This is a genomic window from Planobispora longispora (genome assembly GCF_016863135.1).
GTDB lineage: Bacteria > Actinomycetota > Actinomycetes > Streptosporangiales > Streptosporangiaceae > Planobispora > Planobispora longispora.
In genome coordinates, this window is sequence record NZ_BOOH01000064.1 from 28079 (window position 1) to 50452 (window position 22374).

The following is a 22374-nucleotide window of genomic DNA, read 5'->3' on the forward strand; positions in this document are numbered from 1 at the left end:
GTACGGCGCCCGGTGGATGGAGCGCGAGGCCGCTCACTCCCGGCCGGTCAGGAAGGACAGCAGGTCGAAGCGTCCGGACGGGGGCCGGGGCGCGGCGGGCAGGTGCGCGCGGTGCAGGTCGCACAACATGCGGGCCACGGCCGCGGTGACGGCGGTCGTACCGGCCTTCGCCTCCATCCAGCGCCAGTCCCCGTCGGGGTCCATCTCCAGGAAGACCGGTTCGCCGTCCCGCATGAGGAAGTCGAAGGCGCAGTAGCGCAGCGACGCCGCCGCCGCCAGCGCCCGGGCGGCGCGGACGACGCCGGGCGGCGGGTCCACCGCGTGCACGGAGACCCGGTCCTCACGCACCCAGAGGTCGTCGGGCGCGGTCTTGACGACCCGGAAGCCGTAGACCTCCCCCGCCACGCAGTGCACGCGCAGTTCGGCCTCGTGCTCGACGTATTCCTGCACCAGGACCGGCGGGCCGGGCCGGGGCGGAGGGACCGGCCCGGAGGCGGGGTCGCCGCGGGCGACGAGCACCGGGAACACGCCGGTCAGCGTCCCGGGCGCCGCTTCCACGAAGTGCCGGTGCGCCGCTTTGATCACCAGCCGGGAGCCGCGGAGCTCTCCGCCCGCCCGGCGGGGATCGGTGGTCAGCAGCGTCGCCGGCACCGCGACTCCGGACGCCGCGGCGAGGCGGAGCTGCGCCGGCGCCCGCAGGCGGGGAGCGCGGAGGCTGACGGCCGCGACCTCGCAGAGCTGGTCGGCCGCGGACTCCCAGGACTCGCGGAGGAACAGGTCGCGCGCGGGCTCCCCGCCGCCCTCGATGGCGCGCGCGGAGAAGTGCCGCGGCCACACCACGGTGGGCCGCAGCCGGCGGCCGTCCACGCGCACGACGCCCCGGAGGGGGTCCACCTGGAGGTCGGCGCCGTCGATCCCGTCGGCGTCGACGCGTACGGCCGGCACCCCCACCCTGCCGAGCAGCTCCGCCACGGCGCGGAACTCACCGTCCCCGGAGCGGCTGACGAGCAGGACGGCGGGTGACGGCGCGCGTCCGCCGGGAGATTCCGCCCGGCGCGGCGCGGACCCCGCCGGCGGCCCCGCGCCGGGTGCGTGCGACCGCAGGTCGAGCACGTAGCGGGGACTCGACAGCTGGTCGAGGAACGCCGCGGCGCCGTCCGGGGTGGTCTGCCGGACGCCGGCGCCGCTCCGGCCGCCTTCCACGCCGCTCCCGATCGGGCGGGCGCCGCCGGTCGCGGCGCTAGGGAGCGGCAAGGTAGACCTCTTCCGCCGCCAGGAGCTCGTCGGCGGTGACCAGCAGCCGGCGCGCGGTCGCCGCGGCCGAGCCGGCCCCGCCCAGCCGTTGCGCCACCCGGTGCAGCAGAGCCAGGTCCTCGCCGCCGGCCGCCGGCCGCGGCCGGTCCCCGCCGCCCCACCGCACCTGGACGAGCAGTTCCAGCGCGAGGGCGACCTCGGTGGCGAGCAGCGCGAGCAGGTCGACGTCCCCCAGGTCGCCGCGCGGTCGGAGGCCGCGGTCCAGCACCTCGACGACCCCGATGCACTCCCCGTCCTTGATCAACGGGGCGGCCATGATGCTGCGCGGCACGTAGCCGGTCGACTCCGCGGCCCCGCGGGCGAACTGCTCGCTCTGACGCACGTCGTCGACCAGGAGCGGCTGGCCGCACATGGCCACCCACCCGGCGATGCCGGTGCCGCCGGGGAAGCGCGTGCCCACGAGCACCCCCTCGCCCTCGCCCGCGACCGCCTCGAAGACCAGCTCGCCCGTCCCGCGGTCGACGAGGAAGACCGACGCCGCCGCGGCGCCGAAGACGCGGCAGGCCACCTCCACGATCGACTGGAGCAGCCGGCGCTGCGTGACGTCCGGTTCCACCGGCCCGTCCGCCTCCGATGTGTCAAACACTGATGTCTCCCTCTCTCCTGGCGTCTCTCCCGGCGACGTTCTTGGCCGCCAGGTAGAGCACGGACTTGAGCTGGAACGGGGTGAGCGACCGGTGCTTGCTCAGGATGAGGGAGCAGATACCGGCGATGTGCGGGGTGGCGAAGCTGTTGCCGGTGCTCAGGATCTCCCCGCCGCCCGGCCAGGCCACGCGGACCCGCAGGCCGCGGGCGTAGAACTCCACCGGCGGTGACGGGTTGTAGTAGAACGTCATCGGGTCGCTCTCGTCATGGCTGGCGACGGAGATGACCGACGAGAAGAGCCAGGGGAAACTCCGCACCGGCATGTTGTGCGCGGACGCGACCAGCGCGCAGCGGCGGAAGTAGGCGCGGTCGGCCAGCTCCTGCAGGGCGGGACGGAACCGCGTCTTCGTCGTCGACAGGCTCATGTTGATGACGTCGTAGCCCTGCTCGACGGCCCACTCCAGGCCGGTGAGCAGGACCTCCCCGGTGCCGTGCCGGCCCTCGGTGAGGACCCGGACCGAGGTCAGGGAGACGCCGGGGGCGATCGACCTGATCACACCGGCGCACGCCGTCCCGTGACCGGCGACGTCGTACGGCTCCGTCTCGACCACGGCGAGCCCGCCGCGCGCGCCGGCCGCGACCTCGAACGCGCCGTCGAGGCCGCCCACCAGGGGGTGCGCGCCGTCGACACCGCTGTCGAGCACGCATACGCGCAGGCCGGAACCGTCGGCTCCGCCCCACGCCCACTCGGGGGTCACCCGGGCCAGCGGGGTCACGTCGAACCGCTCGTGCGGCCGGTCGGCGGTGGGCGCGCCCCAGGCGGGCACGCCGGGGAAGTGGCTGCGCGGCGGGCGCCGCCAGGGAGGCGCGTCGGTCGTCCCCGTCGGTTCAGGCGTCCTCGTCGGTTCAGGCGCCGCCATCGATCCACCTCTCGACCCGGGCGGCCAGCAACGCGGCGCCCTTCGCCGCGTACCGCCCGGCCGCGCGGCGCGCGGCGTCCGCCGACTCGCCGGGCAGTCCGGCCGCCCGCAGCACGACCGCGGCGTCGAAGAGCGCCTCCCCGGCGAGGCGCGGGTCGTCGACCGGCCCGCTCAGCTCGCGGGCCTCCGTGACCGCCGCGACGGCCTCGTCGTGACGTCCGTACGCCGAGGCGATCCGGCCCCGGAGGGAGGCGGTGGTGATGCGCGTGCGCAGGCTCGGGCCGGCGGCGCGCCGTACCAGCCGGTCCAGGGCCGCGGCGGCCTCGCCGGTCCTGCCCTGGTGGAAGAGCTCCCGGGCGGCGGCGGCCTCCGCCGCGTCGGCGTCCGGGGCACGGGGCGCCGCCCGCAGGGCCGCCGCCGCCCGCCGGAAGAGCGTCTCGGCCCTGTCGTGGGCGCCCGCCAGCGATTCCACGACGCCGGACATCTCCAGCACCGCGGCGTCCGCCAGGTCGAGGTGGAGGTCGCCCGCGTGGTCGCGCGCCGTGCCCAGCGTACGGCGGGCGTCGTCGACCCGGCCGGCCAGCGCCGTCAGATACGCCTCGGTCACGAGCACCGGGACCAGGAGCGCCCGGTTGGCGGCGAAGCGCGCCGACAGCGCGGCGCACAGCTCCAGCCCCCCGCCGAGGTGGCCCGGCGTCCACTTGGCGACCTCGCAGACCGCGCAGAGCAGCCGGTCCTCCTCGTAGCGATCCCGCATGGCGCGGGCTCTGGCCAGCGCGCGCCGCAGGGACGCGTCGGCGGCCGCCCGCTCCCCGGCCAGGTGCAGGTAGGCCTGGAGCTGGTGGTACCTGCACCAGCTCAGGTCGTCGTCCGCCTCGTCGCGCAGTTCCGCGGCGAGCCGGTCGGCGTCGGCCTGGATCGCCTCCGGCGGCCTCAGCCCGAGCCGGAGCGCGACCACGGACCGCTGGATCGCGCAGGTGACCCGCGTGCGGCGGTCGGCGCCGTCCGCGGACTCCTCCGCCGCCAGCACGGCCAGGCACCGGTCGGCGTCCCACATCCCCAGCCAGGCGTCGCAGACGTGCAGCGCGACGGCCAGGCGGCGGGGGTCGCCGGCGGCCAGGAGCCCGCGCCCGCGCTCCAGCAGGGCCGCGGCGGCGGGGAGGTCCTTGCGCCGCAGCGCCCGCTCGCCCTCGCCGATCAGCACGTCGGCGGCGTGCGGAGCCAGGTCGGGCAGCCGCGCGTCGCCGGGGAGGAGATCGCGCTGCAGGTGGCAGGCGGCCTCCACGTGGCAGGCGAAGGCCAGGCGGTCCTCCCCGTCCCGCCGCAGCCCGCGGGCGAGGAACAGGTGCCTGCGCCTGCGGTGGGTCTTGGGGGTCCGCGCGTAGGCGGTGTCACGCAGCAGCGACTGCCGGAACCGCAGGCTCCCCCGGTCGACGCGCTGGATGATCCGCCGTCTGATGAGCCTGGTCACCACGTCCGGCACCGAGACGTCGGCGCCTTCGTCGCCGGCCATGGCCCGCAGCGTGTCGCCGGAGAAGTCGCGCCCGATCACCGCGGCCATCTCCACCAGCTCCCGCTCGTCGTCCGGGAGCTGGTCCAGGCGGGCGCCGAGCAGCGCGTGGACGGTGGGCGGGATCCGCGTGCCGGACGCGGCGCCGGTCAAACCGGACGCGGTGCCGGTCAAACCGGACGCGGTGCCGGCGAACAGGTCCAGCATCAGCTCGGCGAAGAGCGGATTGCCGTCGCATTCGGCCGCGATCCGCTCGTGGGCGTCCCGGCTCGCATGGGACTGCACCTCGGCGCGCGCGGCCAGCTCGCCGACCAGCCTGGCGCTCTCCTCCGGGGTCAGGGGCCCCAGTTCGAGCGTCGAGACGCACGGCTTCCCGCCGCCCCAGGCCGGGCGGGTCTCCAGCAGTTCGGTGCGGGCGACGCACAGCAGCAGCACGGGCACGTCGACCAGCCAGGTCGCGATGTCGTCGATCAGGTCCAGGAGGGTTTCCTCGGCCCGGTGCAGGTCGTCCCAGACCATGATCACCGGCCGTTCCCCGCCGAGCTCCTCCAGGAGATGTCTGACGGCCCAGGAGATCTCCTCGACACCCGCCGGGTCGCCGGCGGTCATGACGGCCTCGAGGGTGCGGATCGCCCGCGGGCCGGCCTCGGAGTCGAGGCGGTCCGGCCCGGTGAGCTCGCTCCAGCCCTCGCGGAGCATGTCGGCGAGCGGCGCGTAGGTGATGCCCCGGCCGTAGGCGGAGCACCGTCCCCGCATGACGACGGCCGCCCCGTCGGCGAGCGTGCCGAGGAACTCCCCGACCAGGCGGGTCTTGCCGATCCCGGGCACGCCGAGCACGGTGACCAGGCACACCTGGCCGCGGTCCGTCACCCGCCGCAGGCTGTGACGCAGCTCGCCGAGCTCGCCGTCGCGGCCGACCAGCGGCGCGCCCGGCGTCCCGGGACCGCCGTCCTCATCCGGCACGGGGCCGGTGACCCGCCACGCGGGCACGGCGACGGCCTTGCCCTTGAGCCGCACCGGCGGCACGGGCTCGATGCCCACGTGGCCCCGGACGACGGCCGCGGTCTGCTCCCCGATCAGGATCTCCCCCGGCCGGGCGGCTCCCTGGAGCCTGCTCGCGGTGTTGACGGCGTCCCCGACGACCCGGAAGTCGCCGTCCGGCGCGGTGATCACCATGACCTCGCCCGTGCACAGGCCGCACCGGGCCTCCAGCCGTACACCGTGGCTCGCGGTGACGTCGGCGTCGAGGGCGTGGAGCGCGTCGAGCGCCCCGGCGGCGGCCCGTACCGCGCGCACGGCGTCGTCCTCCCGGGTCGCGGACGCGCCGAAGACCGCCATGACCGCGTCGCCGATGAATTTCTCCACCGCGCCGCCGTGCTCGCCGATGGCGGACACGCACGCCGCGAAATAGCGGTCGAGCAGCTCGCGCAGCGGCTCGGGATCCAGCCGTTCCGCCAGTTCGGTGGAACCGACGACGTCAATGAAAAGGCTCGTGACGGTTTTCCGTGCCTCGCGCACCGGGCCACCGGATTCCACCGGCGTTCCGCACATCGCACAGAAACGGCTGCCACCTCCCAGCGGGGAGCCGCAGGAAACGCAATTCATCGCCCAGGTCCAGGCATCTCCATAAAAGGCAGTGTCCGGTCCGGAAACACGGCTGTCCATGCTCCTTTTGGGCCAACGCCCCAGACAAGAGACGATGACCAGCGAACATACCACTATCAAACCAACAGAAAACCAGCTCCATACCGCACGCTCCTACGGTGGCATCACGGCAACAAGAAAGGACGGGAAATGTCTGACACCGAAAAGCAGCGAAACGACGAGACTCCACCGGAGAACGACGAGGGCATCGACGTCGTCGCGCACGAGACCGAGGAAGAGGAAGACCCCTGCCTGTGGTTCTCCGGCCAGTGCGCCGTCTACTACGCGGACTCGTGAGCGAAACGAAAAAAGACGATTAGGCATCGAGGCTTATTGACATGAGCGGGCACAGGATCAGCCACGTTCCTCGGGAACGAATCATTCGAGGAAAGAACGACTGGTGGTTCTTGGGTCCCGGCGGGGTGGCCCGGCTTCGTGCCGGGCACCTCACCCCCGAGGGGACGCTGACCCCGTCGGCGGCACGCCGGCTGGCGGAGATGGGCCTGTTCCGTACGAGCCGGCCGAAGACCTACTCACTGACCGTCCTCACCAGCACCGACTGCAACCTGGGCTGCGGTTACTGCTTCCAGAACGTCGACCAGGACCCGACGGGAGGGAGCCGGCCGCCCCGGATCTCCCACGCCCGCCTGACCTCCGACACCATCACCGACATCCTGGAGTTCACCCGGCGCCGGATGGCCGCGGCCGGCATGGAGGCGCTCCACATCCTGCTCTTCGGCGGCGAGCCGCTGCTCAATCCGCGCGGCTGCCGCGAGCTGCTCTCCCGCGCGGCCGGCCACGGGCTCGCGTCGGCGTCGATGATCTCCAACGGCACCCTGCTCACCCCGTTGCTGGCCGGGCAGCTCGTGGACCTCGGCCTCCGCTCGGTGCAGATCACCTTCGACGGGGACGCCGTGACGCACGACCACATCCGGGTGCGCCGCTCGGGCGGCGGCACCTTCGAGGGCATCATCCGCAACATCGCGAGGGTGTCGGAGACGACGCCCCTCGGCTGGGGACTGCGCATCAACGTCTCCCATCTCAACCACGCGGGCATCGACTCCCTCATCGACACCCTGGCGGACAGGCTCGATCCGTCGAGATGCGCCGTGCAGTTCGCCTGGGTCGGCGACGTGGGAGTCGGCTACGCCAACGAGATGCGGCACACCGCCGGCCTCGCGGAGAGGTTCTTCCGGTGGCGGCGGCACGCGCTCGAACGCGGATTCGGCGTGGGCCGGCCGCGCGCCCATCTGCCCTGCGGGACGTGTTCGCACGCGGACGGCCTGTACGGCGCCGTGGTGAGCGCGGACGGGACCCTGTCCAGCTGCTGGGAGACGGCCGGCAAACCCGGCTGGCAGGTCGGCACCGTCGTGGACGGCTACCTGCCGTCCGGGCAGACCGAGAACATATGGGTCTCATGCGACGACCAGAATCATTACTCCGATGACGACCAGGCGGTGACGGCGTTCAACGACGCAGCCGACGCCGCGTTCCTCGACTACCTGGCCGAGACCGGGCGGCTGCGGACATGACCGGGACAGCGGACTCGATCAGCCTGTGGCGCGACCGCGACTACCGCAACTACCGCGTCTCCCGGGCGATCGCCATGCTCGGCAGCCACATGTCGAGCCTGGCCTTCCCCCTCCTCGTGCTCGGCATGGGGGAGGGCGCCGTCAAGGCGGGGCTGCTGGGGACCTGCGCGGTCGTCATCGGCACGATCTCCAAGCTCCCCGCGGGACATCTGGCCGATCGTTTCGACCAGAAACGGCTGATGCTGGCCATGGACGCGGTCCGGCTCGCGACCGTCGGCTCCATTCCCCTGGCGGCGGTGCTCGGCCACCTGACCTTCCCCCAGCTGGTGGTGGTGGCCCTGGTCGAGGGCGTCGCGACCGCGGTCTTCGGCAGCGCGTCCATGGTGTTCGTCCGCGTGATCGTGCCGCCGGCGCAGTTCGCCCTCGCGATGAGCCAGAGCCAGCGGATCTTCGGGATCGCCGCGCTCGTCGGCCCGATGCTCGGAGGCGCGCTGTACGCGGTGGATCCGCTCCTTCCCTTCGTCGTCGACACGGCCTCCTACGCCGTGTCCGGCGCGCTTCTCCTGGCGGTGTCGGCGCGTCCGGGGCGGCGGGAGGAGGGCGGGCCCGCCGGCGAGGACCGGCGGGTCACCGCCGGCCTGCGCTGGCTGGCGGCCCACCGGGGCATCCTCGGCCTCACCGGGTTCTGCGCGGTGCTCAACCTGGCCGGGGCCGCGTCGGGCCTCGCGGCGGTGCTCGTGATGAGCGGGCAGGGCGTGCCGAGCGGCGTGATCGGGGTCGTGATGGCCTGCGGCGGATGCGGCGTGGTGGCCGGATCGATGGTCGTCACCCGGGTCGTCGGACTGGGACCGGCACGGCTCTATCCGGCCGCCGGCCTCCTGTGGGCGGGGTCCTTCGCGATCCTGTCGGTCTCCCAGTCCCCCTGGGCCGTGGGCGCCGTCCTCACCTTCCTGGCCGCGCTCGGGCCCTCGACCTCGGTGATGCTGTTCCAGCTCGTCGCGGAGCGTGCTCCCCAGGGCCTGTACGGGCGGGTCATCGCGGCGCAGGGCCTCATCAGCACCAGCCTGGCGTTCGCCGGCCCGCTGCTGGCCGGGGTCGCGGTGGCGTGGTTCGGCGGCGCCGCCGTCTGGCTGGTGTTCGCGGGCCTGTGCCTCGCGGCCACCCTCGTCATGATCCCCTTCCTGCCCTGCGTGGACCGGACGGCGGAGCCCCCGGAGCTCGCGGAACCCGCGGGGCCCGCCGTGCTCGCGCACGACGCGCACGACGCGCACGACGCGCAGGGCCCGCGAACCGGACCGGAGACCTGACATGGGGAACGGCAGGACGGGCGACGGCACGCCCCGGTACCCGGACGCGGAACGCCTGGCCCTCGTCGAGGAGCGGCACGGCCTGGCCGTCCGGGACCCGTACCGCTGGCTGGAGGACGGCGCGGACCCCCGCACGGACGCGTGGCTGAGGGCGCAGGAGGAGCTCTACGCCGCGAGCCGCCCGGCCTGGCGGGTCGATCACTGGCGGACGGCTCTGGCCTCCCTCCACGCCGTAGACCTCTACTCCCCTCCTCTGACGCGCGCCGGGAGAAGCTTCTTCTCCCGGCAGCTCGCCGGCGAGGAGCACCCGACGCTCATGGTCGCCTCACACGGGCAGGACCGGCCGCTGGTCAAGCCCGAGGACCTGGACCCCACGGGGCTGACGGTGCTGGACGCGTGGCGTCCCTCGGCCGAGGGAGACCTGCTGGCCTACCAGCTCTCCTCCGACGGCACGGAGGAGTCCCGGCTGTGGGTCATGGACATCGCCACCCGGCGCGTGCTGGACGGGCCGATCGACCGGGTCCGGCGTTCGTCCGTCGCCTGGCTGCCCGGCGGCACGCACTTCTACTACGTGCGGCGGCTGCCGCCCGGGCCGCACCCGGGCGAGGAACGCTACCACCGCCGCGTCTTCCTGCACCGGGTCGGATCCCATCCCGACGAGGACATCATGATCTTCGGGGAGGGCCGGGACAGGGCCCAGTTCTACACGGTGAGCGTCACCGCCGACGGCCGCTGGCTCAGCGTCGCCGCGACCCAGGGCACCGACCGGAACACCGACGTCTGGCTGGCGGATCTGACCGCCGGCCCCTGGCACGCGCCCGCGCTGCGGCCGGTGCAGGAAGGGGTGCGCGGGCACACGAGGCTGCGCGTCGCCCCGGACGCCGTCGCCGACCCTCCGATCTGGCTGAGGACCACGCGCGGCGCGCCGTACGGGCGCGTCATGACCGCCACCCCCGCGACCGCCGGCGGCGAGTGGCGGGAGCTGATCGCCGAGCGACCGGGATCGGTGCTCACGGACTTCGCCGTGCTCACCGGCGCGCGGCTGCCGCGCCCGCTGGGACTCCTCTCGTGGGTACGGCACGCCGTCAGCGAGATCACCGTGCACGATCTGACCGACGGGACGCAGATCGGCACGGTGCCCCTGCCGGGCGCCGGATCGACCGGAGGTCTCGCGGTCAGCCGCGACGGAGGCCACGAGGCGTGGTTCTCCTACTCCGATCACCTCACCCCGTGGACGGTCCTGCACTACGACGGGCTGACGGGGACGACCCGGTCGTGGCACCCCCAGCGCTCCGTGGTCGCCGCCGCCGGCGCGCGCACCCGCCACGTGGCGTTCCGGTCCGCCGACGGGACCACGGTCCGGATGTTCGTCGTCTCCCCCGAGGGCCGGCCGGACCGCCCGCGACCGGCCGTCCTCACCGGTTACGGCGGGTTCGGCGCCCCCGTCGTCCCCACGTACTCGCCCGAGGCGCTGGCGTGGGTGCGGGCGGGCGGTGTCTGGGCGGTGGCGTGCCTGCGCGGCGGAGGAGAGGAGGGCGAGGAGTGGCATCACGCCGGCCGCGGCGCGAACAAGCAGAACGTCTTCGACGACTTCGCCGCCGCCGCCGACCACCTCGTCGAGGCCGGGTGGACGAGCCGTGACCGGCTCGGGATCGCGGGCGGGTCCAACGGCGGGCTCCTGGTGGGCGCCGCGGTCACGCAGCATCCGGAGAAGTACGCGGCCGCCGTGTGCATGTCCCCTCTGCTGGACATGGTCCGCTACGAGCTGCACGGGCTCGGCCCGAGCTGGCGGCCCGAGTACGGCAGCGCCGACGACCCCGGCGAGCTGCGGACCCTGCTCTCCTACTCCCCCTACCACCGCGTGCGCGCCGGGACGGAGTATCCCGCCGTGCTCTTCACCGCCGCGGAGGCGGACACCCGGGTGGACCCCCTGCACGCGCGCAAGATGTGCGCCGCGCTGCAGCACGCCTCGCCGGGCCCCGGGCCCGTGCTCCTGCGGCACGAACGCGACGTGGGCCACGGCGACCGGGCGCTCTCCCGGACGGTCGCCCTGCAGGCCGACTGTCTCGCGTTCCTCGCCGCCCACCTCGGGCTGAGGGTATGAAGGTCCTGGTCTGCCCGCTGAGCGACCCCGGCTATCTGTATCCCTCGATCGCGATCGGCCGTGAACTGCGCCGCCGGGGAGCCGACGTGCACGTCCTGGGCGGCCGCGAGGCCGGGACCCCGGCGACCGCCGCCGGCCTCCCCTTCCTGGCCGCGCGGGACTACGGCGCGGGCCCCGCCTCGTTCAGCGTCGCGCGCTGGGTGCGGCAGGAGGCGGGCCAGTATCACGCGGTACGGCGGGCGGCCCGCGAGGTGGGCGCCGACCTGCTGCTGACCTCCGTGCTGTGCCACGGGGCGCTGCTGGCGGGCGAGCGGCTCGGCCTGCCCGTGGTGGTGGTCGGGCTCGCGGCGCACCTGTGGGAGTACCGGTCGGGCGGCGGCGCGGAGCCGGAGCTGCCGGCCGCGCGCCTGTGGAGGTCGCGGGAGATGCTCGCCGCCTATCGCCGGTCCCGGGAACGGCTCGGGATGACACCGCGCGACGGCGGACATCCGCTGCCGGGAGTCACACCGCCTGCCGACACGCATTCACTGCCCGGAGTCACATCGCCTGCCGACACGCATTCACTGCCGGGAATCACATCGCCTGCCGACGCGCACCCGCTGTCCGGGGCCGCGTTGCTGCTGCGGGGCGACCCCGTGTTCGAGTTCCCCGGCGCGGTGCTGCCCGAGCGGGCGCACCACGTCGGGCCGTGCTCCTGGGAGCCGGACCCCGACCCGGACGAGCTCGGCCTGATCCTCGATCGTCTGGAGCGGGTGGGCAAGCCCGTCGTCTACGTCCACCTCGGGCGGGTCTTCGGCGGCACGAGCCCGTGGCCGCGTCTGGAGGCCGCCTTCACCGGCGGCCCCTTCCAGGCCGTCGTGGAGCTGGGGCGCACCCCGGCCCCGGCAGCCGTCCTGGAGCCGGGGCGCGCGCGGGCTCCGGTCGCCGCCCCCGACGCCGACCTCACGGTCGTGCGCAAGCCGTGGATGGGGCCGCTGATCGACCGGGCCGGGCTGGTGCTGACCAGCGGCACCTCGGCGCCCGTGCTGAGCGCGCTGCTGCGCGGCCGTCCGCTGGGCGTGTCTCCGGCCGGCTCGGAGCAGCCGCTGCTGGCCGAGGCGTGCGTCCGCGCGGGCGTCGCCGTCTCCGTCCCGAACGACCTGGCCCGCGATCCCGTCGAGGTGCTCGGGTCCGCGTGGCGGGACGGCGGCACGAGGGCGAGGGCCGCGGAGATCGGCCGCCGGCTCGCGGCGGCCGACGGCGGCGGGCGGGCGGCCGACGTCGTTCAGGCCGTGGCGGCGGGACGGCCGGTTCCCGCCCCGGACCCCGCCCCGGCCTCTGTCCCGGCCGTCCGCGGATGAGGTGATCGCTCTTCCGCGTCTTCCGTGGCGCTCGCGAGTTCCCACGCGTAGGCGTGCATGAGGACCGGCATCTCATACACGCGTGTCCCGGCGTACGGTACCGCGACGACGTTGGCCTCCAGCAGGGACTCCAACGTGCGCAGGGCCGCCTCCTCGTCGGCCTCCAGCGCCCCGGCGGCCTCGCGCAAAGTGAAGCGGCTCCGCGGCAGGGCTCCCAGACGGCGCAGGGCGTGAGCGGCCGATGGAGGGAGATCGGCCACCGCCCCGGCCAGCCTGGCCCGGACGGACACGTCGCCCACGGCCAGCTCGTCGAGCGGGCTCCGAGCGCCTTCGAGACGCCGCAGGAAGTCCTTCAGCGACATGTGATCGAACAGGGCCAGCTTCTCGCCGGCCACCCGCACGGCCAGGGGCAGCAGCCCCACCGCGGTCACGATGCGCCGCGCGGACGGCTCGTCGCCGTCGATCCGGCGCCGGCCGACGATCCGCCGGAGCAGGGCGAGCGCCTCGGCTCCGCTGAACGCCGGCAAGGTCGTCCGGTGGCAGCAGCCGAGCCCCGCCAGCGCCGTCCGGGCGGTGACGATCACGGCGCTGTCCCCGGTCTCCGGCAGCAGCGGCCGGATCTCCGACTCGCGGCGCGCGTCGTCGATCACGATCAGGGCCCGGCGCCCGGCGAGCCAGCGCTGCCAGGCCGCGTGCGTCTCCGCCGGGTCCGCCCGGTCGGCGCCGCCCGGGACGCCCGCCGACCACAGGAGCCGGGACATGATCTGGGCCGGCGTGCGGGGCGTGCCGTTCTCCTCGCGGAGCCGTACGAAATGGCACCCGTGCGGGAAATGCTCGTGCAGCCGATGAGCCGCGGAGACGGCGAGCGCCGTCTTCCCGACGCCGACCGGCCCCGTGATCACCGTCAGCCGCCCGCCGGCGCGGGCCAGCGTCTCCATCAGCGTGCGCCGCTGGTCCTCGCGCCCGGAGAAGCCGGGCGCCTCCCGGGGGAGCAGATGGCCCGCGGCCGGTCGCGGCGGCGTGAGACGCACCCGCGACTCGTGATCGTCGAGCAGTGACCGGTGCAGCTCGACCAGGGCCGGGCCGGGGGTCAGCCCGAACTCGCCGGCCAGCGAGCGGCGTAGCTCGTCGAAGACCGCGAGCGCCTCGGTGCGGCGGCCGAGCTGGCTCAGCGCGGCCATCTGGGTCATGCGCAGCCGCTCGCGGACCGGGTGCCGCTGCGCCACCACGGCGATCCGCTCGGCCACCTCCAGCGAGGCGCCCCGGGCCACCTCCAGCTCCGCCCAGTCCTCGAAGGCGGCGAGAAAGCCGTCCTCCAGCCTCTGCGCGGCCCGGCCGATGACCGCGGCGTCGCGCATGCCCTCCAGCACGGGACCGCGCCAGAGGACGAGCGCCTCGTGCAGCGCCCGCGCCGCGCCGCCGTCCGGCTCACCGTCCGCCCCACCGCGGCGGAGCCGCCGGCCGTCACGCACCTTCCTCTCGAACTGCAGCCAGTCCAGCTCCGCCTCGTCGGCCGCCAGCACGTAACCGCCCATCTCGTGGACGATGCGGGGCCCGGCGGGCGTGGCGCCCAGCAGGTTGCGGAGCGCGGACACGTAGACCTGCAGGTTCTTCCTGGCCGTCCGGGGCGGCCCGTCCTCCCAGAGCGCGTCGATGAGCGAGTCGACCGCCACCGGCGCGTTGGCGTTGCACAACAGGACCGCCAGCACGAGCCGCTGCTTGCGCGGCCCGGCGTCCAGCGGGACGTCGTCGCGCAGCACCCGCAGGGGGCCGAGGATTCCGAGCCGCAGCGCGGCGGGCTCCGCCGCGCCGGGGATCGCGCGGACCGGGCGCACGTCACACGACCTTGACGGACACGTGCCCCTCCACCTCGCTGTCGGAGGCCGCGTCCAGGCGTTCCTTGACGGATATGAGGACCCGCACCTCGGACTCGGTGAGCTGCGCGAGGACCGCGCGCTGCCGGTCGGAGAGCAGATCCACCAGGTTGCCGGCACGGCGCAGTTCGGCGAGCGCGTCAAAAGTCATGATCCGCTCCGAATACAGATGGTTGAAGGTTAAATGTCATGGAAATCGAACCGCCGGTCCATAAGACTTTCGGGCCGCGGACTTTCAGGCCGCAGGCCTCCTTCAGGCCACACGTCCCCTGGCCACACGCCTTCGGACCTCGTGCTTTCAGGCCACGCGTCTCCGGGCCACGCGGCCGTCTCCGCCGAGCCGGCGGAGACGATCAGCGCGACGAGCCCGGCCTGCAGGCGGGACTGCAGGTTCAGCTTGCCGAGGATCGCCGTGACATGGCGCTTGACCGTGCGCTCGCTGATCTGGAGCGCCCGGGAGATGGACCGGTTGTCGTAGCCGTGGCCGAGCAGTTCGAAGATCACGCGTTCGCGCGACGTGAGGGCGTGGATCAGGCGCAGCGCCGCGGCGAACGCCTGCGGGACGACCGCGCGCGGCGCGCCGCCTCGCCCGTGGTCCGGCTGGGTGTCGCGTACGGCTCCGCAGGCCGGGCACGACGGCCTTCCTCGGCTCAACATCGTGTCAAGCTAACAGTGAGGCACCTTCGTGTCATGATGAGGCGCGTTAATCTATTCGCCCGGTTCCACCGGGTGACTCCGGCCGGTTCTCCTCGGGAGAACAGCTGTTCCACGGGAGAACGGCTGTTCCACGGGACCGCTGAGACGCCGCCTCCGGCGCGCAGCCTGCCGGGTCGGAAAGCCCGGAGCGGGACGCCGGGTCAGGCCGGGAGCCGGCCCGCCAGATAGCGCTCGGCCAGCTCGCAGGTGCCCAGGGTGTAGCCCGCGCCGAGCTCGGCGGCGATGTCCACCCCGGTGTGGGTGCCGATCCAGGCGACCAGCAGCAGCCGGCGGAACATGATGAACGTCCAGATCTCGGCCTCCTCCTCCGCGGCGAGGGCGAGCACGGTCCGGTAGCCCCGCAGCCACGCCTCGATCATCTCCGGGACCAGGGGATGGTGCTCGATGAAGCTCAGCGCCGCGGCCAGGTCGTAGAGGTACCAGCTGAAGCCGGAGTCGTCGAAGTCGATGACGCTGGGCGGCCCGTCGCCGGTCGTCAGCAGGTTGGCCAGGCGCAGGTCGGCGTGGATCAGCCCGTAGCGGCCGGGGTCGCGGCCGAACCGGCGCAGCCGCTCGCGCAGTTCCTCCTCCAGCCGGTCCAGTACGGCCCGCGCCCCGGAGTCCATCCCCAGGCCGTCCTGCCAGCGCCCCCAGCGGGACTCGTCCCCCAGTGCGGCGTCGTAGTCCCAGTGGAAACGGGTGAATCCGGCGGGCCGGCGCCAGGTCCGCGCGTGCCGGTGCATCCGCGCCGTGACCTCGCCGAGCAGCTCGAAGTCGTCGACCAGGCGGTCCTCCGGCGGCTCCGTCCCGGGCAGGAACTCGAACATGACGCAGTCGCGGGGCCGCTCCCCGGGGACGGTCAGCACGCGGGAGCCGTCCGGGGCGGGGATCACCCTCGGGGTCCTGACCCCGGCCTCCTCGCGGAGCGCCTCCAGCCAGGCCAGCTCGGAGAGGATCGCCGGGACGGAGTGGTAGCCGAGCCGGTGCACCCGCAGGATCGAGCGGGCCCCGGTCGCCGGGTCGTCCACCCGGAAGGTGGCGTTCTCCGAGACGTTGATCAGCGTGACCTCGGCGCCGGGCAGGCCGTGCAGCCGCGCCGCCGCGCGGGCCGTGTCGTGCACGCGGGCCAGCACGTCACCGCCGGACGACAGGTCATGGGCCTGCATGGGTCTCCTCCCGGACGCTCGCGCGAGGTCCCGGCCCCTCGCGCGAAGGCTCGGATCTTACCCGAGGTCCCGCCGGGGAGCCGCGCCCGGGCCCTCGGCGGAGCGGGGGCGGGCCGACAGGGCGGGGACAGGCCGACAGGGCGGGGACAGGCCGGTGGGGCGGCCGCCATGCGGCGGCGGGCGTCAGGAGCGGAGGTAGGCCAGCACCGCCAGGACCCGGCGGTGCTGGTCGCCGTCCTCGGCGTGCAGGCCGAGCTTGGCGAAGATGCTGCGGATGTGCTTCTCCACCGCCCCGTCGCTGATCACCAGCTGGCGGCCGATGGCCGGATTGGACCTGCCCTCCGCCATCAGGCCGAGGACCTCGCGCTCCCGGGGGGTGAGGGAGGCGAGCGGGTCGTCGCGGCGGCGCCGTACCATCAGCTGCGCCACCACCTGGGGGTCGAAGACCGTGCCGCCGCCCGCGATCGCGCGCAGGGCCCCCATGAAGTCGTCGACGTCCACGACCCGGTCCTTGAGCAGGTAGCCCACCGCGCCCCGGGCGTCGGCGAGCAGGTCGTCCGCATAGGACACCTCCACGTACTGGGACAGGATCAGCACCGGGGCCCCCGGCACCCGCCGCCGCGCCTCGACCGAGGCCCGCAGGCCCTCGTCGGTGAAGCTCGGCGGCATCCGGACGTCCACCACGGAGACGTCCGGACGGTGGGCGGCGACGGCCTCCACGAGACCGCCGCCGTCACCCACCTCCGCCACCACCTCGCAGCCGAACTCCTCCAGCAGCCTGACCAGGCCCGACCTGATCAGCACAGCGTCGTCAGCCACGACTACCCGCACGGCACCTCCGCCACGATCACCGTCGGCCCGCCCACCGGGGAGTCCACCGACAGCTCGCCGTCCACCGCCTTGAGGCGGTCGGCGAGCCCGGACAGGCCGTGTCCCTTGGCGACGTGCGCGCCGCCGACCCCATCATCTCCGATCGTGAGCATCAGAACGCCACCGGTTTTGCTCAGCGTCACGGTGCAGAGGGTGGCGTGGCTGTGCTTGGCCACGTTGGTCAGGGACTCGGCGACCACGAAGTAGACGGTGTTCTCCACGGCGGCGGCGAACCGCTGGTCGACCTGGACGTCCAGGTCCACCGGGACGGTGCACCGGCCGGCGAGCGCGGCCAGCGCCGGAGCGAGACCGCGGTCGGTCAGAACCGGCGGGGCGATGCCGCGCGACAGGGCGCGCAGCTCGTCCAGGGTCTCCCGGGTCGAGCTGATGGCCTCGGAGAGCAACTGCTCGACGGCCTGCGGGTCGCGCTTGAGCTGGCGCTGGGCCCGGGAAAGGTCCATGGCCAGGGAGACCAGGCGCTGCTGCGGCCCGTCGTGGATGTCGCGCTCCAGCTTGCGCAGCGCGTTGGCCTCGGCCGAGACCGCCGCGGCCCGCCCCTCGGCCAGGTCGTCGATGCGCTCGTGCAGCTCGGCGACGCCGGTCAGCATGGCCCGGCTCAGACCGCCCTGGATCAGCGCCGCGCCGCGGAGCACCACCGGGAGCGTGATCGCGAACAGCACGCCGATCGTGGCGTTGATGACCACGTTGAGCAGGGCGCTCCCGGAGCCGAAGATCAGCTCGGCCAGGCCGTTGTTGTCCGGGATCCCCTCGAGGATCCACCCGTAGATCGGATAGGTCAGCCCGGTGATCGTCCCGGCCCACCAGGTCACCGTGAGGCAGAACGTCACGACGGCGATCGGGAAGTTCACGACGGCGTACAGCAGGTCCAGCCACGACTGGCCGCTGGCCATCGGGTTCACCAGCCGGCGGAACGCCCCGGCGCCCTGCGGGGCGGGGCGGTAGCGCGGCCGGGCCACCGGGCGGCCGAGCACCTCGGGCAGCATCCGGCGCTCCAGGTCGGCGAAGCCCCGGGCGAGCATCATGGTCGCCGCCAGGATCGGCACGCCGATCCACACCACCACCGTCCCGACACCGGCCGAGAAGCCGACGACCGTCAGACAGAAGGCGATCAACGCCAGGGGGAAGCTGATGAGCAGGTAGCGGGTGTCGATGCCGATGCGGCGCAGGAGGGGTCTCATGGGGGAAACGCTACGAGCCCCGGTCGAGGAGAGCGACCCTGCCGGCAGGCGTCCGGGGGTAGGGCTGTCCCTACCCCCGCCGGTGGGGTGATCTCGCCGCGAAGAGGCCCGCAGCCGTCACTGCGTCACCCGGGGCACTCGCGAAAGTCTCGAAGCACGACATCGTGCACCCCCTGAGGAATCGAGACGACCGATGGCCACCGTTCTGACCCGCCCCGCGCCCGGGACCGCCGTGGGCCGCGCACCGCTCACCCCACGGTCTGCTCCCCCGGCCCCCGTGCGCGCCCCCGGCAGGGATCTCTTCATCGACGTTCTGCGATTGTTCGGCATCGCGCTGGTGGTGCTCCAGCACTGGAGCATGCCCGTGTTGTCCTTCACCGGCCGGGAAGTCGTCACCGGGAACGCGCTGGCCTCGGGGAACGCCTGGATCATCACGTGGATCAGCCAGGTCATGCCGCTGGTGTTCTTCGCCGGGGGCGCCGCCAACGCGATCAGCCGGCGCGGCGCGGTCCGGCGCGGAGTCGCCGCCCCCGCCTGGCTCGCCTCGCGGCTGCGCCGCCTGGCCTGGCCGGTGCTGCCGCTGGCGGCGGTCTGGCTCCCCCTGCCCCACCTGCTGCTCGCGTCCGGCCTGCCCGAGCAGCCGGTGATCACGGCGGCGCGCCTGGCCGGGCAGCTGCTGTGGTTCCTGGCGATCTATCTCGTCGCGGTGGCGGCGACGCCGCTGATGCTCAGGCTCAACGCGGCGTACGGCTGGCGGGTGCCCGCGGCGCTGACGGCGGGGGCCGTCGCGGTCGACGCCGTCCGGTTCGCCAGCGGGCTGGAGGTCGCGGGGTTCCCCAACATCGTCCTGGTCTGGCTGGCGGTGCACCAGCTCGGCTTCCTGTACGCCGACGGCCGCCTGCGCCGCCCGTGGGCCATGGCGGCGGCGGGGTACGGCGCGGCCGTGCTGCTGGTGACGGACGGGCCGTACCCGGGCAGCATGATCGGCATGCCGGGGGCCGCGATGTCCAACATGGCCCCGCCCACGGTGGCGCTCCTGGCGGTGGCATTCGGCCAGATCGGGCTGGCGCTGGGCCTGCGGCGGCAGATCGTCGCGTTCGCCTCCTGGCCGGGGGTGACGCGGGTGCTGGGCTGGGCGGGCACCCGGATGATGACGATCTACCTGTGGCACATGAGCGCGCTGTTCACGGTCACCGCGGTGGTCGTGGTGGGGCTGGGCGTCTCCACCCCGGAGCCGGGCACCTCCGCCTGGCTGTCGGGCTGGCCGCACTGGCTGGTCATGCTCGCGCTGGCGGTGTGGCCGCTGCTGCGGGGCTTCGCCCGGTTCGAGGAGCCGCCGGCCGCCGGGCCGTACCGGGGCGGGGCGGTCAGGATCACGATGGCGGCGGCGCTGACCGGGACGGGACTGCTCCTGCTCACCGTGTTCGGTTTCGTCCCCGGCGTCGCGCCCGTGATCGGCGCGGGCGCGCTCCTGGCGGGTCTGCTGCTGACCTTCTCCGCCCGGGTGCGCGACACGGCCCGCGCGTAGACCGCACCGGCCCGCACGCGGACCTTCCCCGCGCGCCCCCTTCTCGACCCGCGTACGGGCCTTCCCCGCCGCGTGCGCACCCCTTCCCGCTCACCTGGGGGGAGCAGATGATGTGGTCGGATCGCCCCCGGCGGTCCGACCACCGCCGATTGTTCGGCAGGATGGGAACCGTGAGCCTTGTAGATCGCCTGCCGGAAGAGATCGACGCCGACCCCGACACCATCTTCGACGCCTTCGTCGGGTGGAACGCCGAACGCGGCCTCACCCTCTATCCCGCCCAGGAGGAGGCCCTCATCGAGGTCGTCTCCGGCAACAACCTGATCCTGGCCACCCCGACGGGCTCGGGCAAGAGCCTGGTCGCGGCGGGCGCGCACTTCGCCGCGCTCACCCGGGACGTGCGGACCTTCTACACCGCGCCGATCAAGGCGCTGGTGTCGGAGAAGTTCTTCGACCTGTGCGAGATCTTCGGCACCGAGAACGTCGGCATGATGACCGGCGACGCGAGCGTCAACCCCGGGGCCCCGATCATCTGCTGCACCGCCGAGATCCTCGCCAACGTCGCGCTGCGCGACGGCGCGGCGGCCGACATCGGCCAGGTGGTGATGGACGAGTTCCACTTCTACGCCGAGCCGGACCGGGGCTGGGCCTGGCAGGTGCCGCTGCTGGAGCTGCCGCAGGTGCAGTTCGTCCTGATGTCGGCGACCCTCGGCGACGTGACCATGTTCGAGGAGGACCTGACCCGGCGCACCGGCCGCTCCACCGCCGTGGTCAAGCACGCCGAGCGCCCGGTCCCGCTGGTCTACTCCTACCGGCTGACCCCGCTCCACGAGACCCTGGAGGAGATGCTCTCCACCAACCAGTACCCGGTCTACGTGGTCCACTTCACCCAGGCCGCCGCCATGGAGCGGGCGCAGTCGCTGATGAGCATCAACATGTGCTCGAAGGCCGAGAAGGAGGCCATCGCCGCGCTCATCGGCAACTTCCGGTTCACCACGAACTTCGGCCGGGCCCTGTCCCGGCTGGTGCGGCACGGCATCGGCGTGCACCACGCCGGCATGCTGCCGAAGTACCGCCGCCTGGTCGAGCGCCTGGCCCAGGCCGGGCTGCTGAAGGTCATCTGCGGCACCGACACCCTCGGCGTCGGCGTCAACGTGCCGATCCGCACCGTGCTGTTCACCGCGCTGAGCAAGTACGACGGCAACAAGGTCCGGCGGCTGCGCGCCCGCGAGTTCCACCAGATCGCCGGCCGGGCGGGCCGGGCCGGGTTCGACACCATCGGCTACGTCGCCTGCCAGGCCCCCGAGTACGTCATCGAGAACGAGCGGGCGCTGGCCAAGATCGGTGACGACCCCAAGCGGCGGCGCGGCTACGCCCGCAAGAAGCCGCCGGAGGGCTTCGTCGGCTGGAGCGAGGAGACCTTCGTCAAGCTCCAGGAGGCCGAGCCCGAGCCGCTGACCTCCCGCTTCAAGGTCAGCAACGCCATGCTGCTGGCGGTCATCAACCGGCCGGGCGACTGCTTCGCCGCGATGAAGCACCTGCTCACCGACAACCACGAGGACCGCAAGTGGCAGCGGCGGCACATCAGCCAGGCCATCGCGATCTACCGCTCGCTGCTGGCGGGCGGCGTGGTGGAGCAGCTGCGCGAGCCCGACGAGCAGGGGCGCAGGGCCCGCCTCACCATCGACCTGCAGGAGGACTTCGCGCTCAACCAGGCGCTGTCGACGTTCGCCCTGGCCGCCTTCGAGCTGCTCGACCGTGAGTCGCCGACCTACGCCCTGGACATGGTCTCGATCGTGGAGTCCATCCTCGACGACCCGCGCCAGATCCTGTCGGCCCAGCTGAAGAAGGTCAGGGGCGAGGCCGTTGCGCAGATGAAGGCCGACGGGATCGAGTACGAGGAGCGGATGGAGCTCCTGGCCGAGCTCACCCACCCGATGCCCCTGGCCGACCTGCTGCTGGGCGCCTACGAGACCTACCGGCGCGGCCACCCGTGGGTGGCCGACTACACGGTGAGCCCCAAGAGCGTCATCCGGGACATGTACGAGCAGGCGATGACCTTCACCGAGTACGTCGCCCACTACGAGCTGGCCCGCTCCGAGGGCACCGTGCTGCGCTACCTCGCCGACGCCTACCGCACGCTCTCCCGGACCATCCCCGAGCACCTGAAGACCGAGGACCTGGTCGACCTGATCGAGTGGCTCGGCGAGCTCGTCCGGCAGGTCGACTCCAGCCTGATCGACGAGTGGGAGAAGCTGGCCAACCCGGCCTTGACGCCCGAGGCCGAGCAGGAGATCGAGAGCAGGCCGCGCCCGGTCACCGGCAACCCGCGTGCCTTCCGGGTGCTGGTCCGCAACGCGATGTTCCGCCTGGTCGAGCTGGTCGCCCTGGAGAAGGAGGAGGAGCTGGCCGAGCTGGCCCCCGACGTCGACTGGCCCGCCGCGCTGGACGCCTACTACGAGGACCACGACGAGGTCGGCACCGGCCCGGACGCCCGGGGCCCGGCCCTGCTCCGGATCGAGGAGGAGAAGGAGCTGTGGAAGGTCCGCCAGGTCATCGCCGACCCGGCGGGCGACCGCGACTGGGGCATCGACGCCCAGGTCGACCTGGCCGCCTCCGATGAGGAGGGCCGCGCGGTGGTCCACGTCATCGGACTCAACCGCCTGTGAGGTTCACCGGAGGTCCGCCGGAGGTCCGGCGCCTGCGGCGGATCCCTGAAGTTCCAGCGGTGGAGTCACGTCCGTGAAGTTCCACCCGTGAAGTTCCACCCGTGAGATTCCGGCGGCGG

General features: G+C 73.6%; 17 protein-coding genes. 7 read left to right on the forward strand and 10 right to left on the reverse strand.

Annotated elements, in window-relative coordinates; translation table 11 throughout:
- Nucleotides 1-33 precede the first annotated feature (33 nt).
- From Plo01_RS35740 to Plo01_RS35755, 4 genes are read right to left on the reverse strand one after another with little or no spacing between them, the layout of a single operon-like run.
- Nucleotides 34-1254: an MvdC/MvdD family ATP grasp protein gene (locus Plo01_RS35740; protein ID WP_203895204.1), complete on the reverse strand. Its 1221-nt coding sequence runs from the start codon at nt 1252-1254 to the stop codon at nt 34-36.
- Complete coding sequence (locus Plo01_RS35745; RefSeq protein WP_203895205.1) at nt 1241-1900, reverse strand: GAF domain-containing protein; 660 nt, start codon at nt 1898-1900, stop codon at nt 1241-1243. Before Plo01_RS35745 ends, Plo01_RS35740 begins: the two co-directional genes overlap by 14 nt.
- The gene (locus Plo01_RS35750; RefSeq protein WP_203895206.1) at nt 1893-2819 is read right to left on the reverse strand and encodes a S8 family serine peptidase; all 927 of its coding nucleotides are present in this window, start codon (nt 2817-2819) and stop codon (nt 1893-1895) included. Before Plo01_RS35750 ends, Plo01_RS35745 begins: the two co-directional genes overlap by 8 nt.
- Entirely contained in the window at nt 2806-5847 is a 3042-nt protein-coding gene (locus Plo01_RS35755) for an adenylate/guanylate cyclase domain-containing protein (RefSeq protein WP_203895207.1), read from the reverse strand. The genes Plo01_RS35750 and Plo01_RS35755 overlap by 14 nt, the downstream gene beginning before the upstream one ends.
- A gap of 276 nt (nt 5848-6123) precedes the next feature.
- On the opposite strand from Plo01_RS35755, the gene Plo01_RS35760 reads away from it, so the two are divergent.
- The 5 genes from Plo01_RS35760 (at nt 6124) to Plo01_RS35780 (ending at nt 12256) form a co-directional block, all read left to right on the forward strand.
- Nucleotides 6124-6270, forward strand: a complete 147-nt coding sequence (locus Plo01_RS35760) for a hypothetical protein (RefSeq protein ID WP_203895208.1) — start codon at nt 6124-6126, stop codon at nt 6268-6270.
- 125 nt (nt 6271-6395) lie between these two features.
- Complete coding sequence (locus Plo01_RS35765; protein WP_203895209.1) at nt 6396-7505, forward strand: radical SAM protein; 1110 nt, start codon at nt 6396-6398, stop codon at nt 7503-7505.
- Complete coding sequence (locus tag Plo01_RS35770; protein WP_203895210.1) at nt 7502-8812, forward strand: MFS transporter; 1311 nt, start codon at nt 7502-7504, stop codon at nt 8810-8812. Before Plo01_RS35765 ends, Plo01_RS35770 begins: the two co-directional genes overlap by 4 nt.
- 1 nt (nt 8813) lies before the next feature.
- On the forward strand, nt 8814-10916 hold the full coding sequence (locus tag Plo01_RS35775) for a prolyl oligopeptidase family serine peptidase (RefSeq protein ID WP_203895211.1): 2103 nt from the start codon (nt 8814-8816) through the stop codon (nt 10914-10916).
- Nucleotides 10913-12256 (forward strand): glycosyltransferase, encoded by a 1344-nt coding sequence (locus Plo01_RS35780; RefSeq protein WP_203895212.1) that lies wholly within the window; start codon nt 10913-10915, stop codon nt 12254-12256. The genes Plo01_RS35775 and Plo01_RS35780 overlap by 4 nt, the downstream gene beginning before the upstream one ends.
- On the opposite strand, the gene Plo01_RS35785 is transcribed toward Plo01_RS35780, so the two are convergent.
- From Plo01_RS35785 to Plo01_RS35810, 6 genes are all read right to left on the reverse strand, one after another.
- Nucleotides 12181-14091, reverse strand: coding sequence for an AfsR/SARP family transcriptional regulator (locus Plo01_RS35785; protein WP_203895213.1), 1911 nt, complete (start codon nt 14089-14091; stop codon nt 12181-12183). The two genes, Plo01_RS35780 and Plo01_RS35785, sit on opposite strands and share 76 nt — an antisense overlap.
- Nucleotide 14092: 1 nt before the next feature.
- Entirely contained in the window at nt 14093-14281 is a 189-nt protein-coding gene (locus tag Plo01_RS35790) for an aroma-sacti cluster domain-containing protein (RefSeq protein WP_203895214.1), read from the reverse strand.
- A 29-nt stretch (nt 14282-14310) separates the two neighbouring features.
- Nucleotides 14311-14787 (reverse strand): helix-turn-helix domain-containing protein, encoded by a 477-nt coding sequence (locus Plo01_RS35795; protein WP_203895215.1) that lies wholly within the window; start codon nt 14785-14787, stop codon nt 14311-14313.
- A gap of 200 nt (nt 14788-14987) precedes the next feature.
- On the reverse strand, nt 14988-15992 hold the full coding sequence (locus Plo01_RS35800; RefSeq protein ID WP_203895216.1) for a phosphotransferase enzyme family protein: 1005 nt from the start codon (nt 15990-15992) through the stop codon (nt 14988-14990).
- A gap of 183 nt (nt 15993-16175) precedes the next feature.
- Nucleotides 16176-16823 carry a response regulator gene (locus Plo01_RS35805; RefSeq protein ID WP_203895217.1) on the reverse strand — a complete coding sequence of 216 codons (648 nt, stop codon included), beginning with the start codon at nt 16821-16823 and terminating at the stop codon, nt 16176-16178.
- Nucleotides 16814-18061 (reverse strand): sensor histidine kinase, encoded by a 1248-nt coding sequence (locus Plo01_RS35810; protein ID WP_203895218.1) that lies wholly within the window; start codon nt 18059-18061, stop codon nt 16814-16816. Before Plo01_RS35810 ends, Plo01_RS35805 begins: the two co-directional genes overlap by 10 nt.
- Nucleotides 18062-18254: 193 nt before the next feature.
- On the opposite strand from Plo01_RS35810, the gene Plo01_RS35815 reads away from it, so the two are divergent.
- On the forward strand, nt 18255-19589 hold the full coding sequence (locus Plo01_RS35815; RefSeq protein WP_239317715.1) for an acyltransferase family protein: 1335 nt from the start codon (nt 18255-18257) through the stop codon (nt 19587-19589).
- A gap of 161 nt (nt 19590-19750) precedes the next feature.
- A complete protein-coding gene (locus Plo01_RS35820; protein WP_203895219.1) occupies nt 19751-22255 on the forward strand; it encodes a DEAD/DEAH box helicase in 2505 nt (834 codons plus the stop codon).
- Nucleotides 22256-22374 lie beyond the last annotated feature (119 nt).

Excerpts from the sequence above, each read along its gene's own strand:
- Plo01_RS35770 (WP_203895210.1), top strand. The coding sequence starts at position 7,502 with ATGACCGGGACAGCGGACTCGATCAGCCTGTGGCGCGACCGCGACTAC.
- Plo01_RS35790 (WP_203895214.1), bottom strand. The coding sequence starts at position 14,281 with ATGACTTTTGACGCGCTCGCCGAACTGCGCCGTGCCGGCAACCTGGTG.
- Plo01_RS35800 (WP_203895216.1), bottom strand. The coding sequence starts at position 15,992 with ATGCAGGCCCATGACCTGTCGTCCGGCGGTGACGTGCTGGCCCGCGTG.
- Plo01_RS35815 (WP_239317715.1), top strand. The coding sequence starts at position 18,255 with ATGGCCACCGTTCTGACCCGCCCCGCGCCCGGGACCGCCGTGGGCCGC.
- Plo01_RS35795 (WP_203895215.1), bottom strand. The coding sequence starts at position 14,787 with ATGTTGAGCCGAGGAAGGCCGTCGTGCCCGGCCTGCGGAGCCGTACGC.
- Plo01_RS35820 (WP_203895219.1), top strand. The coding sequence starts at position 19,751 with ATGGGAACCGTGAGCCTTGTAGATCGCCTGCCGGAAGAGATCGACGCC.
- Plo01_RS35810 (WP_203895218.1), bottom strand. The coding sequence starts at position 18,061 with ATGAGACCCCTCCTGCGCCGCATCGGCATCGACACCCGCTACCTGCTC.
- Plo01_RS35780 (WP_203895212.1), top strand. The coding sequence starts at position 10,913 with ATGAAGGTCCTGGTCTGCCCGCTGAGCGACCCCGGCTATCTGTATCCC.
- Plo01_RS35760 (WP_203895208.1), top strand. The coding sequence starts at position 6,124 with ATGTCTGACACCGAAAAGCAGCGAAACGACGAGACTCCACCGGAGAAC.
- Plo01_RS35775 (WP_203895211.1), top strand. The coding sequence starts at position 8,814 with ATGGGGAACGGCAGGACGGGCGACGGCACGCCCCGGTACCCGGACGCG.
- Plo01_RS35750 (WP_203895206.1), bottom strand. The coding sequence starts at position 2,819 with ATGGCGGCGCCTGAACCGACGAGGACGCCTGAACCGACGGGGACGACC.